Origin of the sequence: Massilia suwonensis, assembly GCF_042655665.1 — a bacterium.
Taxonomy (GTDB): Bacteria; Pseudomonadota; Gammaproteobacteria; order Burkholderiales; family Burkholderiaceae_D; genus Telluria; species Telluria suwonensis.
In genome coordinates, this window is record NZ_JBHSMR010000015.1 from 71022 (window position 1) to 84517 (window position 13496).

At 64.5% G+C, this 13496-nt stretch carries 15 protein-coding genes; 10 read left to right on the forward strand and 5 right to left on the reverse strand.

The window, feature by feature from the left end:
* Positions 1-88: 88 nt before the first annotated feature.
* Positions 89-679, reverse strand: a complete 591-nt coding sequence (locus ACFPQ5_RS23890) for an isochorismatase family protein (protein ID WP_379761534.1) — start codon at positions 677-679, stop codon at positions 89-91.
* A 55-nt stretch (positions 680-734) separates the two neighbouring features.
* Positions 735-1850, reverse strand: a complete 1116-nt coding sequence (locus tag ACFPQ5_RS23895; protein WP_379761535.1) for a PQQ-dependent sugar dehydrogenase — start codon at positions 1848-1850, stop codon at positions 735-737.
* A 177-nt stretch (positions 1851-2027) separates the two neighbouring features.
* On the opposite strand from ACFPQ5_RS23895, the gene ACFPQ5_RS23900 reads away from it, so the two are divergent.
* The 8 genes from ACFPQ5_RS23900 to ACFPQ5_RS23935 all read left to right on the forward strand — a co-directional run bounded on the left by ACFPQ5_RS23900 (position 2028) and on the right by ACFPQ5_RS23935 (position 7979).
* Entirely contained in the window at positions 2028-2564 is a 537-nt protein-coding gene (locus ACFPQ5_RS23900) for a peptidoglycan L,D-endopeptidase MepK (protein WP_379761537.1), read from the forward strand.
* 152 nt (positions 2565-2716) lie between these two features.
* Positions 2717-3388, forward strand: coding sequence for a hypothetical protein (locus tag ACFPQ5_RS23905; protein WP_379761538.1), 672 nt, complete (start codon positions 2717-2719; stop codon positions 3386-3388).
* Positions 3385-3684 (forward strand): hypothetical protein, encoded by a 300-nt coding sequence (locus ACFPQ5_RS23910; RefSeq protein ID WP_379761539.1) that lies wholly within the window; start codon positions 3385-3387, stop codon positions 3682-3684. The genes ACFPQ5_RS23905 and ACFPQ5_RS23910 overlap by 4 nt, the downstream gene beginning before the upstream one ends.
* A gap of 93 nt (positions 3685-3777) precedes the next feature.
* The gene (locus ACFPQ5_RS23915; RefSeq protein ID WP_379761540.1) at positions 3778-5241 is read left to right on the forward strand and encodes a PQQ-dependent sugar dehydrogenase; all 1464 of its coding nucleotides are present in this window, start codon (positions 3778-3780) and stop codon (positions 5239-5241) included.
* Between the two features lie 112 nt (positions 5242-5353).
* Complete coding sequence (locus tag ACFPQ5_RS23920; RefSeq protein ID WP_379761541.1) at positions 5354-5797, forward strand: thioesterase family protein; 444 nt, start codon at positions 5354-5356, stop codon at positions 5795-5797.
* A 72-nt stretch (positions 5798-5869) separates the two neighbouring features.
* Positions 5870-6445: an RNA polymerase sigma factor gene (locus ACFPQ5_RS23925; RefSeq protein ID WP_379761542.1), complete on the forward strand. Its 576-nt coding sequence runs from the start codon at positions 5870-5872 to the stop codon at positions 6443-6445.
* A 12-nt stretch (positions 6446-6457) separates the two neighbouring features.
* Positions 6458-6943 (forward strand): hypothetical protein, encoded by a 486-nt coding sequence (locus ACFPQ5_RS23930; RefSeq protein ID WP_379761543.1) that lies wholly within the window; start codon positions 6458-6460, stop codon positions 6941-6943.
* A 40-nt stretch (positions 6944-6983) separates the two neighbouring features.
* Positions 6984-7979 carry a hypothetical protein gene (locus ACFPQ5_RS23935; RefSeq protein WP_379761544.1) on the forward strand — a complete coding sequence of 332 codons (996 nt, stop codon included), beginning with the start codon at positions 6984-6986 and terminating at the stop codon, positions 7977-7979.
* Positions 7980-8033: 54 nt separating this feature from the next.
* Here the strand turns inward: ACFPQ5_RS23935 and ACFPQ5_RS23940 are convergent, their stop codons facing one another.
* Both ACFPQ5_RS23940 and ACFPQ5_RS23945 read right to left on the reverse strand, forming a co-directional pair.
* Positions 8034-8531 (reverse strand): DUF3016 domain-containing protein, encoded by a 498-nt coding sequence (locus ACFPQ5_RS23940; RefSeq protein ID WP_379761545.1) that lies wholly within the window; start codon positions 8529-8531, stop codon positions 8034-8036.
* Positions 8532-8730: 199 nt separating this feature from the next.
* Positions 8731-9234, reverse strand: a complete 504-nt coding sequence (locus ACFPQ5_RS23945; RefSeq protein WP_379761546.1) for a DUF3016 domain-containing protein — start codon at positions 9232-9234, stop codon at positions 8731-8733.
* A 192-nt stretch (positions 9235-9426) separates the two neighbouring features.
* Here ACFPQ5_RS23945 and ACFPQ5_RS23950 point away from each other — a divergent pair, with 192 nt between their 5' ends.
* Positions 9427-10173: a DNA-formamidopyrimidine glycosylase family protein gene (locus ACFPQ5_RS23950; RefSeq protein ID WP_379761547.1), complete on the forward strand. Its 747-nt coding sequence runs from the start codon at positions 9427-9429 to the stop codon at positions 10171-10173.
* 155 nt (positions 10174-10328) lie between these two features.
* On the forward strand, positions 10329-11831 hold the full coding sequence (locus ACFPQ5_RS23955; protein WP_379761548.1) for an HD domain-containing phosphohydrolase: 1503 nt from the start codon (positions 10329-10331) through the stop codon (positions 11829-11831).
* Between the two features lie 171 nt (positions 11832-12002).
* On the opposite strand, the gene ACFPQ5_RS23960 is transcribed toward ACFPQ5_RS23955, so the two are convergent.
* Positions 12003-13385, reverse strand: a complete 1383-nt coding sequence (locus ACFPQ5_RS23960) for a GAF domain-containing sensor histidine kinase (protein WP_379761549.1) — start codon at positions 13383-13385, stop codon at positions 12003-12005.
* Positions 13386-13496 lie beyond the last annotated feature (111 nt).

Sequence of the window (13496 nt, forward strand, 5' to 3'; positions counted from 1 at the left end):
TCGGCCACGGGCTCCGGCGTAACGTAGGGCGGGCATGCCCGCGCGTTTGCGCCGTGTGAACACACGCGCCGTCAATTCATTGACGCGCCTATGCCTCCCCGGTCCCCGCCTGCAACGCGTCGATCAACTCGGCGGTCGTCCTCACCTTCCCCATCATCCTGAACATGTTCTTGCACGCAAACTCGTGCGCCTCCGCCGTGATGCCGCTCATCGCATCCTCGGCAAACACGAGGCTGTAGCCGCGGTCGTAGGCCGCCCGTGCGGTCGACTCGACGCCGATGTTCGTCACGATCCCGGCCAGGATCAGCGTCTTGACGTGCCTCCGCCGCAGCAACTGGTCGAGCTCGGTGCCATAGAAGGCGCCCCACTGCCGCTTGGTGATCACGATATCGGTCGCCTCCACACCCGCCTCCGGCGCGAAGTGCGAGGCGTCGGGCGGGGGCGGCGGCGAGCCGGGCGCGCGCAGGGGCGCGTCGGCGGGCGGCGATTGCAGCTCGTTCATCAGCACCCGTACGAACACTACCATGCCACCGCGATTGCGCATCTCTTGCGCCAGCAGCACGCAGTTGCCGAGCACGGCTTGCGCCGAATACGGCGCCAGTTCGCGCGCCATGTTTCCGTTTTGCAGGTCAATCAGCACCAGGGCCGTGCCGGCCAGATCGATCGATAAGTCGTCCATCGCTTCCTCCTTGTCGCCAGTATCGGCCAAACGGTCCGGTCACGGCGCACGCAGGTCAGGACTTGTCGGGCACGATGCGCAGCAGCTGCGAACGATCCTCGTCGGTCAGCACGTACAGCTGCCCATCCGGCCCCTGCCGCACGTCGCGCACGCGCTTGCCGATGTCCAGCTTTTCCTGGCGCACGACTTTACCGTTACTGTCGAAGACGATGCGGCGCAGGTCCATCCCGGCCAGGCTGCCGCTGAACAGGCTGCCGCGCCACTGCGGGAAAGCCGCGCCCGTGTACCACGCCAGGCCCGAGGGCGCCGGCGACGGCACCCAGGCCACCAGCGGGTCGACCATGCCGGGCACGCTGGTCTTGCCGATCGGCTCGCGCGAGCTGTAGTCGGCGCCGAAGGATTGCAGCGGCCAGCCGTAGTTCTTGCCGCCTTCGATGCGGTTGATCTCGTCGCCGCCGCGCGGGCCGTGCTCGCTGGCATACACGCGTCCGCTCGCAACATCGACCGTCAAGCCCTGGATGTTGCGGTGGCCGTAAGACCAGATTTCCGGCAGCGCGCCTGCACGCGCGGCCAGCGGATTGCCCGGCGCCGGCTTGCCCTCGGCCGTCAGGCGCAGCAAGGAACCGTTGTGGCTGCCCAGGTTCTGGGCCTGGTCGCGCGCCAGCATGTTGCCGACGCGCTGGGGCGGATTGCCGCCGTCGCCGATGCTCATCAACAAGGTGCCGTCCGCCAGCCAGGCCAGGCGCGAGCCGAAGTGCTGGCCGCCGCTTTTCGAGGGCGACGCCGTGAACAGGGTCTTGATGCCGCCGACCTTTTTACCGTCGAACATGCCCTGCACCAGGATGGTCCGGTTCTCGCTGCTGCTACCGTTGGCCATCGTCATGTAGACGCGGATGTTCGGCCCCTTGTCCGCTGGGTGAATGGCGATGTCGAGCAGGCCGCCTTGGCCGCTGGACATCAATTTCGGCAGACCTTCCATCGCCACCTCCTGCACCTTGCCCCCGGCAACCAGGTGCAGCGTTCCTTCTTTACCGGTCACGAGCATGCGGCCGTCGGGCAGCCAGGCCATGGCCCAGGCTTGCGGCAGGGCGCTTGTGACGGTCTCGGCCCGCCAGCCCTTGATCGCCGGCGGTTCGCCGCTGGCCTGGACCTGGGCCCATGCGCCCGGCATGAGGCCGGCCAGGCACGCAAGAGTTAACGTTCGGCACTTGAGTTGACTGATTTGCATGCAAAACTCCGTTAAAAGTTGTTATCTAACCGTCATCGTGGTACAAAAACCGCGAATCCGCTGCACAGGGAGCGAAATCGGAGTATCATCTTTGTTTCTGAACTTGCGTAAGGATGTTCAATGAACCAGCGACGCTCTTTCCTCAAAAGCTCTGTTGTGCTCGCATCCGCCATCGGCATGCCGGCCCTGGCCAAAGCTGCCCAGCCCGCTCCTGCCGAACGCGTCCTGCGTCTGTACAACACCCACACTGGTGAAAGCCTGCGTAGTGTTTTCTGGGCCGAAGGCCAGTTCATTCCCGACGCACTGAAAGACATCAACAAACTGCTGCGCGACCATCGCAACGACAAGATCGCCGAGATGGACCCGAAGCTGATCGTCCTGCTTAACGACGTCAGCGACAAATTTGGCGACAACCAGGTCTTGCACATCATCTCGGGCTACCGTTCGCCCGAATCGAACGCCAAGCTGGCGGCCGCTTCCAATGGCGTGGCCAAGCACAGCATGCACATGGACGGCAAGGCGATCGACATCCGCATGCCGGGCAAGAACCTGGCCCAGCTGCACAAGGCTGCCATGTCGATGAAAGCCGGCGGCGTCGGTTACTACCCCGATTCGCAATTCGTCCACATGGATACCGGCCGGGTGCGTTACTGGTAAGCTAGCGCATGCGCCCGCTCCTGCCCACCTTCCTCCTCGTTCTTGCCGTTTCGGCGGCGGGAGGCAGTGCGGCGCAGGAGCCTGTTGCGAAGGTCAATGTTTCTACGACACGTGACCCGGTCGACAAATCCTACCGCAAGATGATCAAAGGCATGGAACGCTTCGAGCGCGAGCATGCCTTCGCCCCCAACGCGCCGCTGCATTTCCAGCTGCTGCCGCGTACCCCCGACGTCAGGATGGACGGCATCACGCTGCGCGTGGCCGGCGACACGGTTTCGGTGCCGGTGCCGGTCGGGCCCGATAACAGTTTCATCCTTCCCCGCAACGAGCAGGCCCTGCGCGAAGACGCGGCCGTGCTCGCCAACCGCAAGACGGTCAGCATGACCTGGCGCGCCCTGATCCGCACGCCCGGCCTGCCGCCCGATACGCGCCGCTTGGGCGACCTGCGCCTGGAATGCCGCGTCGGCACCGAAGCCGGGCTGGTATCGAATAATTCCCAGCTGTTCGCCTGGCTGTCGAATGCGCTGCTCAGCGCCGATCACGTCTGCAACAGCCCCGAAGGCAATTACCTGTTCTTCGCCGACCGCCCCCTGTTCGGCGTACGCCTGCGCGCCGGCGACCGGGTCGAAGACCTGCCCTTCAAGATGCTCTACGCCGGCGGCGACCAGACGCCGGAAATGCTGCGTTTCTGCGATTGCCAGGTTTTATTGGACCGCACTTATTACGCGCCGCTCTGGGACCGCAGCTGGCCCGACGACACCCTGGTCGAATTCGATTACATGACGCCGGCCGAATCCGCGCCGGCGCCGGAGGTGCGGCAATGAAGGCCGCCGCCCTCCTGATAAGCCTCGTGCTGGCCGGCTGCGCCACCGGCCAGGCCACCATCGGCACCCAGGTGCCGGCCGAGCGATTGAGCTCTTCGATCGTGCCGGGCCGCACCACCAAGGCCGAACTGCTGGCCGCCTTTGGCAAGACCAAGGCTGTCGTCTTCGACAGCGGCTATGAAAGCTGGCTGTATCAGTCGCCTGCGGGCGGCGGGCGCTTTGCCGAATTCGTCGTCCTGATCGATCCGCAAGGCATCGTCGTCCGCACCCGTCAGCGCGCACCCGCAGCACCATAGAGCCTGCGCGCTGGCGTGCGCGCCAGCTTGCCTGATACTGGCAGAATCTGCCTCACAGCTGTTCCAGATGTTCCGTTCACTGTGGGGGCCATCATGCTGGTCGATCGCGTACGGATGTTCATCCTGTCCCTGCCGCTCATGTTCCTGCTGCTGCTCGCCGGCTGCGGCGGTGGCGGCGGCGATCCCGGCACGCCCCCTACTGCTCCGCCGGCGGCGATTACCGGTTCGCTGCAGGTGTCGATCACGGCCCTGCCGGCCGGCGTCAACGGGGCCGTGCGCGTCACCGGTCCGAATAACTTCTCGCAAGACCTGACCTCCACCCAGCTGCTGGCCAACCTCGCGCCCGGCAGCTACAGCGTGGCCGCGTCCACCGTTACGCTCGGCAACGCCACCTATACGCCCACGCCCGCCACCCAGAGCGTGGTCGTGGCCGCCGGCGCCACCGCCACGGCGACGGTGGCCTATGCCGGCGCCAACCTGAGTCTGGCCCTGTCCGATATCGGGCCTACCTTCACCAGTCCCACCTTCGTTACCGCCCCGGCGGGCGACGACCGCCTGTTCGTGGTCGAGCGGCGCGGCGTGATCCGCGTCGTGCGCAACGGCGCCGTGCTGGCCCAGGCCTGGCTCGACATCAGCGCCAACGTCTTCACCGGCGGCGAAGGCGGGCTGCTGTCGATGGCCTTCGACCCGAATTTCGCCAGCAACGGTTATTTCTATGTGTACTACACCGACCTGGCCCAGAACATCGTCGTCGAACGCTACGGCAGCTCGCCCACGCCCAACGTCGCCGATCCGACCTCCGCACTGACCATCCTGCGCGTGGCCCATCCGCAGTTCAACAACCATTTCGGCGGCCTGGTCGCCTTCGGGCCGGACGGCATGCTGTATGCGGGGCTGGGCGACGGCGGCGGCGCCGGCGACCCGTTCGGAAATGCGCAAAACCTGAACGTCCTGCTCGGCAAGCTGCTGCGCGTGGACGTGCGCACGGCCACCAGCGGCCAGCCCTACACGATTCCATCGACCAATCCCTACCTAACCCAGGCCGGACGCCGGCCCGAGATCTGGGCCGCCGGCCTGCGCAATCCATGGCGCTACGCCTTCGACGGCGAGCAGCTGTATATCGCCGACGTCGGCCAGGCTGCGCGCGAGGAGGTCAACCTCGCCAGCAGCTCGCAAGCCGGCCTCAACTACGGCTGGGACATCCTCGAGGGCACGGCCTGCTATGAGGCCAGCACCTGCGACCGCAGCGGCCTCACGCTGCCCGTGTTCGAATACGAGCATGGCGCCAACGACGTGAACGGCTGCTCCATCACCGGCGGCTATGTCTATCGGGGAACGGCGATTCCCGAGCTCGCCGGCCGTTACTTCTATTCCGATTACTGCCGCGGCTACATCAAAAGCTTCTTCGCCAGCGGCGCCGGCATCGTCGAGCAGCGCGACTGGAACCTGACGGGCGCCGGCCAGGTCGTCTCCTTCGGACGCGACGGCGCGGGCGAGCTGTACGTGGTCAGCGCCGGCGGGCGCGTCTTCAAGCTGGTGCGGGGCAGCGGAGGATGAGAGCGCCTAACAGAACCGTCAGGGCAAGGCGCTGCAACGCAGCCATGGCGGCGCGCGCGTAGCGGGCGTCGGGGTGGTTTGTTAGGCGCTCCAAGCAATGTAGAATGAAGCGATGGCACGCTTACATCTCCACTTCCCCGAAGACCAGTACTACTATTCCACGCCGCTGACCGTCCGGGTTACCGACATCAACGGCGCCAACCACCTCGGCAACGACTCGATGATCTCGATGATCTCCGAGGCGCGCGCCCGCTTCCTGTTCGAGTTCGGCGTTCCCGAAACCGAGCGCGACGGCACCGGCATCATCGTCACCGACCTGGCCACGACCTACCGCGCCGAAGCCCATGCGCGCGACCAGCTGCTGTTCGAAGTCGGCGTCATGGATTTCAATAAATACGGCGGCGACATCACCTTCCGCATCACCCGCCCGAAGGACAAGGCCCTGGTCGCGATGGCCAAGTCCGGCTTCGTTTTTTATAACTACAAGACCAGCCAGGTCGTGGCGATGTCGGATGAGTTCCGCGCCAAGTTCGATCGCGTAAACTGGGTCGACTAAGGACCAGGTCCCTGATCGAAAAATAGTTGGAACTTTTCGGCGTCTCTGCCGGAATATGGGTGAGAGACGACCATGACGATCACCCCGACCACTTCCGACGACGAGCTGCTGCGCCGCATGCGCAGTGGCGATGCACCGGCCTTTGCCGCGCTCTACCGGCGCCACCAGGGCCCGGTCTACCGCTTCGCCCTGCTGCGCTGCGGCTCCGGCGACACCGCCGCCGATGTCGTCCAGGAAGCCTTCATGGGCCTGCTGAGCGGCCGCCTCGCCTTCGACCCGCTGCGCGGTTCGCTGCCCAACTTCCTGTTCGGCGTGGCGCGCCTCCTGATCCTGAAGCACGAAGAGCCGCGCCGGCGCGAGTCGCCCCTGCCTGAACCAGATGACGACGAGGCCGAGCCGGTTCTGGAAGAGGCCTGCCCCTTGACCCGCGTGCTCGCCAGCGAAGCGGCCGAGGAAGTGCGGCGCGCCCTGGCCCGGCTGGCGCCGCATTACCGCGACGCCGTCATCCTCTACGAAATGCACGGCCTCTCCTACGGCGAGATCGCCACGATCTGCGCCATCGACATCGGCACCGTGCGCTCGCGCCTGGCGCGCGGCCGCGCCGCCCTGGCCAAGGCCCTGCGCCTGCATGCGCTGGGCGCTACCTGAATGGACACCATCATGCACGACGACGATTTCCCCGAACTCGACACCCGCCTGGCCCAGTTGCGCGGCGCGCTGGCCCAGGTCGACGCCCCACGCTGCGTGGAAAAGGAATTGATGCAAGCCTTCGCCAGCCAGTCGGCCCGCGCGCGGCCCTGGTACCGACGCCTCGGCATGCTCGAATGGAGCGCGGCCGTGGCCTGTGCGCTGGTCTGCGTCGCCGTGGTCGGCCTGCTGTCGCTGCCGCCACGGCTGGCGGATGGCTTCGACGACAGCCCGCTGGTGCGCATCGACAACGGCGGCGCCTTCATCGCCCTCGATTCCGTCGAGCGCATCGAGGCCGACCCGGCGCCGCGCCTGATCGAGACCGAAGTGTCGCGCACCATGCTGGCCGCGCTCGGCCTGCCGGTCACGCCCGAAAACGCGGGCGAGGCCGTGCGCGCCGAAATGCTGGTCGGCGCCGCCGGCGAACCGCTGGCCCTGCGCCTGACTTCGATCGACTGACCGCGTCTGTTACCACTTCCCTAATTCACACGAGGACACCATGAACACGAACCGTCTGCTGCTCGCCGCCCTGCTTGCCTGTCTTGCCCTGCCTGCCCTGGCCGAGGAAGTCGCGCCCGCGCCTGCCGTCCCCGCGCAGGGCGATTTCGGTCATCCCGATGAGGCCCTGCGCGCGTTCCACCGCGGCCAGACGATCAAGAACGCGCCCTACAGCGCCCAGGCGGTCTCCGAACGGCTGCAGCAACTACCCGACGGCAACCAGATCGAACGCCGCACGCGTTCGGCCAGCTACCGCGACAGCGCCGGCCGCACGCGCCATGAGGTGCGCAACGAGAAGGGAGAACTGCGCAACGTGACCATCAACGACCCGGTTGCAGGCGTGACCTGGATCCTGAATCCGCAGAGCCGCAGCGCCCAGCGCCTGCCCTCGCGGGTCGAGATCGAACGCATCGCCCGCGACGCGCGCGAGAAGGCACGCGCCCAGGTCGAGCGCATGCGCCGCGAAGGCCGTTTGCCGGCACTCGAGCGCCGCGAGAACGAGGACAGGGTCGCAGTCAGGGTCGAACGCAGGACCGATGACGAGCGCGACAGCCGCCGCGAAACGGTCCGCGTGATCCGGATGGCGCCGGGCCCGGCCTTCGACGCCGCCGCGATCGGGCCGCGCATCGGCCCGATGATCGCCGGCGCGGTGACGGGCGCGCTGGCCGACCACAAGTGGGCAGCGAAGGCGAGCAGCCGCGATCTCGGCACGCGTGACTTCGACGGCATCAAGGCCGAAGGCAAACAGCGCAGCTACGAGATCCCGGCCGGAGAGGTGGGCAACCGCAATCCGATCGTGGTCAGCGACGAAACCTGGTATGCGCCGGACCTGCAGGTAACGGTGTATTCGAAGCACAGCGACCCGCGCAGCGGCGAGTACGTGTATCGGCTCGAAGGTCTCAAGCGCGGCGAGCCCGATGCGTCGCTGTTCGCGGTTCCGTCGGATTACCAGGTACGCGAACCCGGCAAGCGCGCTACGGAAAAAGGCGGGGAATAAAAACAAATATGCCGGCGCGAGCCGGCATGAGCACAAGGGAGCCGCGGAAAACGCTTAACGGCTTGCAGTGCGTTCGCGGGGCGCCACGGCCGTATAAAACCATTCGTTGATCATCGGCTTTTCGAAGCGGAGCGGATCGCCGTCGAAATAGCGCTGGGTACGGGAGAGATAGGCCATGTCGCGCAGGGCCACTTTACCGCTGCGCACGATTTGCCCATTGCTTTCGACTTCATACTCGAGCTCGATACGCGGCCAGTCCACCGCGGAATGAAACATGCGCTCTTCGCGCGTTCCGGTCGTCGGCAGCCTGCGGCCGGCGAGGTCGATATCGTCGACATCGATACGCAGGGTCTGCCCGGCAGGCAGGTCCGCGCCCAGTTTGGTGAGGTGTTTGGTCAGCTCGGCCAACACCTGCTCGCGCTCTTGCTGCATCCTGGGCAAATCCGTGAAACGATCGGACTGGACATAATTGACGACCACTTCCGCCGAGGCGCTGCCCACTACCAGCGCCCATAAACCGCCTGCTGCCAGCATACGAATGACGTTTTTCATAACGGCTCCTTATTTTCGCATTGCAGAAATAACATACCTGGTGACTGCGACTTGAATATACCCTTGCTTATGTCCAGAAATGTGACAGCTTGTAAATTGCGACCGATTCAGCACAAAAAAACGCGCCCCTTTACCGCGGGCGCGTATTTTTATGCAAGCTGCCTGGAATGCATCGGTTTACCGCATCGTCGAAAACACATCAGCGCCGCGCCGAGCGCTCGCGCGGCATGATCGTCTCGTAGAACCAGTCGTCGATCATGCGCCGTTCGTAGCGCAGGTTGTCGCCATCGGAATACCGGCTGATGCGGTCCATGAAGGCCATGTCGCGCAACTGCGCATCGCCGCTGCGCAAGACCTGGCCATTGCTTTCGATCGTGTAATGCAGGTCGATGCGCGGCCATTCGGCGCCGTTGCTGCGAATAATGCGCAGGTCGCGTGCGCCGCGGCCTGGAATTTCGCGGCCGGCCAGGTCGACGTCCGTCACGTCGATGCGCAGGTTCTGGTCGGGCGGCAGTTTGGCGCCGAGCTTGGCGAAATGATCGGTCAGGTCCTTCAATACTTCCTCGCGATCCCAGTTCGAAAACGGCAGGTCGGAGAAGCGTTCGGGCTGGATATAGTTGACGGTCACGTTCCCCGCCGAGGCCGCCCCCGCGGCCAATGCCAGCAGGCCGCTAGCGGCCAGTGTTCGAATCACGTTCTTCATGGCGATTCCTCTCTTGGATGTCCTGGTTTTTACTGTATCAATATACGCTTCTTTGCCAGGAAGCGAAGTCTACGCCAGGTAAATTCTGTATCCGATTGTTAGAGCGCGCTCTTAGTGTCCCGGATGCGCGGTTTTGTTAGTCCTCGCACAGCCGGCCTCTCCCGTCCGGCGCATCCTGACAGGCAAGGAGGAATGCCCGTGCCAGAAGGACCATCGCTCGTCATCCTGAAAGAAGAAACCGCCCGTTTCGTCGGCCAGCAGATCGTGGACGCCGGCGGCAACATGCGCGCCATCGATCCCGCGCGCCTGCGTGGCCAGACCATCGTCTCGCTGCGCACCTGGGGCAAGCATTTCCTCATCGAATTGCCGACCATGGCGATCCGCGTCCACTTCCTGCTGTTCGGCACCTATCGCGTGAACGAAGAGCGCGAAGGCAAGGTGCCGCGCCTCTGGCTGCGTACCGCCGAGGGCGACCTGCTGAATCTGTATGCCTGCGCGATCCGCGAAATCGATACCGACCTCGACAGCCAGTACGACTGGAGCGCCGACGTGATGAGCGACGCCTGGGACCCGAAAGGGGCCCGCAAGAAGCTGCGCGCCTGTCCCGACATGCTGGCCTGCGACGCCCTGCTCGACCAGGACATCTTTTCCGGCGTCGGCAACATCATCAAGAACGAGGTGCTGTTTCGCATCCGGGTGCACCCCGCCTCGACCGTGGGCGCCCTGCCCGCCCCCAAGCTGCGCGCCCTGGTCGAGGAAGCGCGTCAATACAGCTTCGACTTCCTGGGCTGGAAAAAGCAGTACGTCCTCAAGCAGCACTGGCTCGCCCACGCCAAGAAAATCTGTCCGCGCTGCGACATTCCCTTCAAAAAGGCCCACCTCGGGCGTACCAACCGCCGCAGCTTCTTTTGCGAGAACTGCCAAAAACGGTATAACTGACGGTTATTGACTCATCCTTCCAACACTCCGTATTCATTGCATTCCATCCCATTATATTGCCTGTTGTTAATGCCGCGTAGCCGTACTACAATCGATTCGACCCGCATTTCACCTTTGTTTCGTTCGTATCGACTAATTACGGTATCGGAAACACCATGTCTTTTTTGTCTGCCGCCACGCCCAAGCTCGCGCCCTGGAAGGTTTTGCTCGTCGACGACGAGCCGGATATCCACGACATCACCAAGCTCACGCTGAACCGCTTCCGCCTGGACGGCCGTGCGCTCAGCTTCCTGCACGCCTATAGCGGCGCCGAGGCCAAGGAAATCCTGGCGCGCGAAAAGGACATCGCGCTGGTCTTCCTCGACGTGGTGATGGAGCGCGAAGACAGCGGGTTGGAGGTGGCGCGCTGGATGCGGCAAGACCTGGACAACCAGTTCAGCCGCATCGTGCTGCGCACCGGCCAGCCGGGCCAGGCGCCGGAAGAGCGCGTGATCGTCGACTACGACATCAACGACTACAAGGAAAAGACGGAACTCGACCGGACAAAACTGTTCACCACCACCTTCGCGGCCCTGCGCGCCTACCGCGACATCATGAAGGTGGAAGACGCCCGCCGCGTGCAGCAGAGCTACCGCGAAGGCCTCGAGCGCGTACTGGCCGCCTCCTCGCACATTTTCAAGCAGCGCAATTTGAAGGACTTCGCAGGCGGCCTGCTGCAGCAGGTCGTCGCCCTGCTGCGCCTGGAGCAAAGCATGCTGCTTCGTTTGAAAGGCGCGAGCATGATCACGGGCGAGAGCCAGTATGAGGTGCTGGCCAAGATCGGCGAGTTCGGCGACGGCATCGACCCGGCCCTGCTGGCCCAGCTCGACGAGGCGCGGCATAACCGCATCTCGAAACTACATGGCGACACCTATGTCGGCTACTTCCCGAATAACAGCGGCAAGGCATCCTTGCTGGTGCTGCAGGGCGTTGAGGAAATCTCGGACATCGACGCGCAATTGCTCGAAGTGTTTTGCTCGGGCGTGGCCATCGCCTTCGATAACATCCTGCTGAACCAGGAAATCACCGACACGCAAGCCGAACTGATCCTGCGCCTGGGCGACGTGGTCGAATCGCGCTCGAACGAAGCCGGCAACCACGTGCGCCGCATGGCGCAAGTCTGCCACCTGCTGGCGCAAGCCTCGGGCCTGCCCGAAGACGAGACGGCCGTGCTGATGCACGCCGCGCCGATGCACGACATCGGCAAGATCGCGACGCCCGACGCCGTGCTGCTGAAACCGGGCCGCCTGACGCCGGAAGAATGGGAAGTCATGAAGCAGCACCCGACCGTGGGCCTGCAGATCCTGGACGGCTCGAGCCGCCCGATCCTGAAAGCCGCCGCCGTGATCGCGCACCAGCACCACGAGAAATACGACGGCAGCGGCTATCCGCAGGGTTTGAAGGGCGAAGACATCCACCCGTATGCGCGCATCGTCGCAGTCGCCGACGTGTTCGACGCCCTCAGCCACGAGCGCGTGTACAAGCCGGCCTGGCCGGCCGAGCAGGTGACCGACTACCTGCGCGAAGTCGCCGGCAAGCATCTCGATCCGCACTATGTCGATCTGCTCATCAAGAATATGGACAAGGCGGTCGAGATCAACCAGCAGTGGCCGGATTGATCTCGCTACGTGCTCGACGATCTTTGAAAACGCGCGACGCATACGTGCGTTGAACGCGTGGGCGGCGTTATACGCCGCGTCGATGCGCCTTGCGAGGTGGAGCCGCCCACCTTACATCTTGCTTATTACGCTGTAAGGTGGGCGGGTCCCCCGCCCACGCGTCCAACGCCATCAAGCCGCCAGTTTTTGCTCGCGCCGGCTACGCGGGAAACTCAACTCATACCGCAATCCATCCCCCGGCGCGCTGTACGCCTGCACGCTGCCGCCGAGCGGGCCCGTCACCAGGTTGTACAGGATGTGCGCCCCGAGCCCGCTGCCGCCATTGCCGCGCTTGGTCGTGAAGAACGGATCGAACAATTTATCCAGCGTGTCCTGGTCCATGCCGGCGCCGTCGTCGGCATAGGTCAGCGAGACGACATCGTTCTCCACTGCAGCGCGGATCGCGATCGCCCCCTTCTGGTCGTGCTCGAAGCCGTGCACCAGCGAATTCATCAGCATGTTGGTGACGATCTGCGAGACGGCGCCCGGATAGCTTTCCAGCACCAGGTCGGCCGGGCACTCGACCTCGACCTTCACCGGCCGGCCCTTCAGCTTCGGCTGCAGCGAGAGCAGCACTTCGTTCAGGTAATTACGCAAATTGAAACTGCGGATGTCGTCCGAGGACTGGTCCACCGCCACCTGTTTAAAGCTGCGCACCAGGCTGGCTGCGCGCTGGGTGTTGGTGGTCATGATGCGCAGCGACTGGTCGACGATGTCGAGGAAGCTGTTCAGGCTGTCTTCGGTCATCTCGCCGGCGCCGAGTTCCTCGCGCGTCAGGCGCAATTCCTCGACGAGGTGACTCGTTGCCGTCACGCAGATGCCCAAGGGCGTGTTGATTTCGTGCGCGACGCCGGCTACCAGGCGCCCCAGCGAGGCCAGCTTTTCCTGGCGCACCAGTTCGCCCTGGGCTTGCTGGAGTTGCGTCAGCGCCGCGTTCAGCGCGGCGTTCTTTTCTTCCAGGCGCGCGGTGCGTTCGTGCACGGCGCGTTCCAGGCGGTCCATGCTCTGCAGGCTTTGCAGCGCGACCGAGACGTGATTGGCGATCACGCCGAACAGGGCCTGGTCCTCAATGCTGTAGGTGTGGTCCGGGGTATAGCTCTGGATCACGATCGCGCCCAGCGGCAGGTGCTGCTGGTCGAGCAGTGGGCAGCCCATCCAGTGCTCGGCCGCGCTGCCGGCGCCGAAGTTCAGGCGCGCCTTGAAATCTTCCGCGGTCACGACCAGGGTCTGGCGGTTCAGGATGACCCAGGCGGTGGGCGATTCGTCCGGCGAGGCCAGCTTGACGGGGTGATTCAGCGGCGGGCCTTCGTCGGATTCATCGACAAAATAAACGAAGCGCACAGTGCCCTCGTCACGGTCGGACAGGGCAACATAGAAGTTGGCCGCATACATGATGCGGCCCAGCGCGCGATGCACGGCGCGGATGAATTCGGTGATGTCGCTGCAGCTGGTCGAGGTCTGCCCGATTTCGAGCAACATCGACTGGACCGCTTCGAGCCGGGCTAGACGTTCCATGGATTCCCTTGAAGAATTAATTCTCAAGGGAAATATTAGCAGCGGGCGCGCCGGAACGCACGCTTCGTGAGCGAAACTGTGGTGCGGCGGTCGTAGGGTGGGCGCCCTGTG

Bases quoted from the DNA above. Each gene is read 5' to 3' on its own strand.
- ACFPQ5_RS23935 (WP_379761544.1), top strand. From the start codon at position 6,984: ATGAACACGAACCGTCTGCTGCTCGCCGCCCTGCTTGCCTGTCTTGCC.
- ACFPQ5_RS23940 (WP_379761545.1), bottom strand. From the start codon at position 8,531: ATGAAAAACGTCATTCGTATGCTGGCAGCAGGCGGTTTATGGGCGCTG.
- ACFPQ5_RS23905 (WP_379761538.1), top strand. From the start codon at position 2,717: ATGGAACGCTTCGAGCGCGAGCATGCCTTCGCCCCCAACGCGCCGCTG.
- ACFPQ5_RS23895 (WP_379761535.1), bottom strand. From the start codon at position 1,850: ATGCCGGGCGCATGGGCCCAGGTCCAGGCCAGCGGCGAACCGCCGGCG.
- ACFPQ5_RS23950 (WP_379761547.1), top strand. From the start codon at position 9,427: ATGCCCGTGCCAGAAGGACCATCGCTCGTCATCCTGAAAGAAGAAACC.
- ACFPQ5_RS23925 (WP_379761542.1), top strand. From the start codon at position 5,870: ATGACGATCACCCCGACCACTTCCGACGACGAGCTGCTGCGCCGCATG.
- ACFPQ5_RS23960 (WP_379761549.1), bottom strand. From the start codon at position 13,385: ATGGAACGTCTAGCCCGGCTCGAAGCGGTCCAGTCGATGTTGCTCGAA.
- ACFPQ5_RS23900 (WP_379761537.1), top strand. From the start codon at position 2,028: ATGAACCAGCGACGCTCTTTCCTCAAAAGCTCTGTTGTGCTCGCATCC.
- ACFPQ5_RS23945 (WP_379761546.1), bottom strand. From the start codon at position 9,234: ATGAAGAACGTGATTCGAACACTGGCCGCTAGCGGCCTGCTGGCATTG.
- ACFPQ5_RS23955 (WP_379761548.1), top strand. From the start codon at position 10,329: ATGTCTTTTTTGTCTGCCGCCACGCCCAAGCTCGCGCCCTGGAAGGTT.
- ACFPQ5_RS23910 (WP_379761539.1), top strand. From the start codon at position 3,385: ATGAAGGCCGCCGCCCTCCTGATAAGCCTCGTGCTGGCCGGCTGCGCC.
- ACFPQ5_RS23890 (WP_379761534.1), bottom strand. From the start codon at position 679: ATGGACGACTTATCGATCGATCTGGCCGGCACGGCCCTGGTGCTGATT.
- ACFPQ5_RS23915 (WP_379761540.1), top strand. From the start codon at position 3,778: ATGCTGGTCGATCGCGTACGGATGTTCATCCTGTCCCTGCCGCTCATG.
- ACFPQ5_RS23930 (WP_379761543.1), top strand. From the start codon at position 6,458: ATGCACGACGACGATTTCCCCGAACTCGACACCCGCCTGGCCCAGTTG.
- ACFPQ5_RS23920 (WP_379761541.1), top strand. From the start codon at position 5,354: ATGGCACGCTTACATCTCCACTTCCCCGAAGACCAGTACTACTATTCC.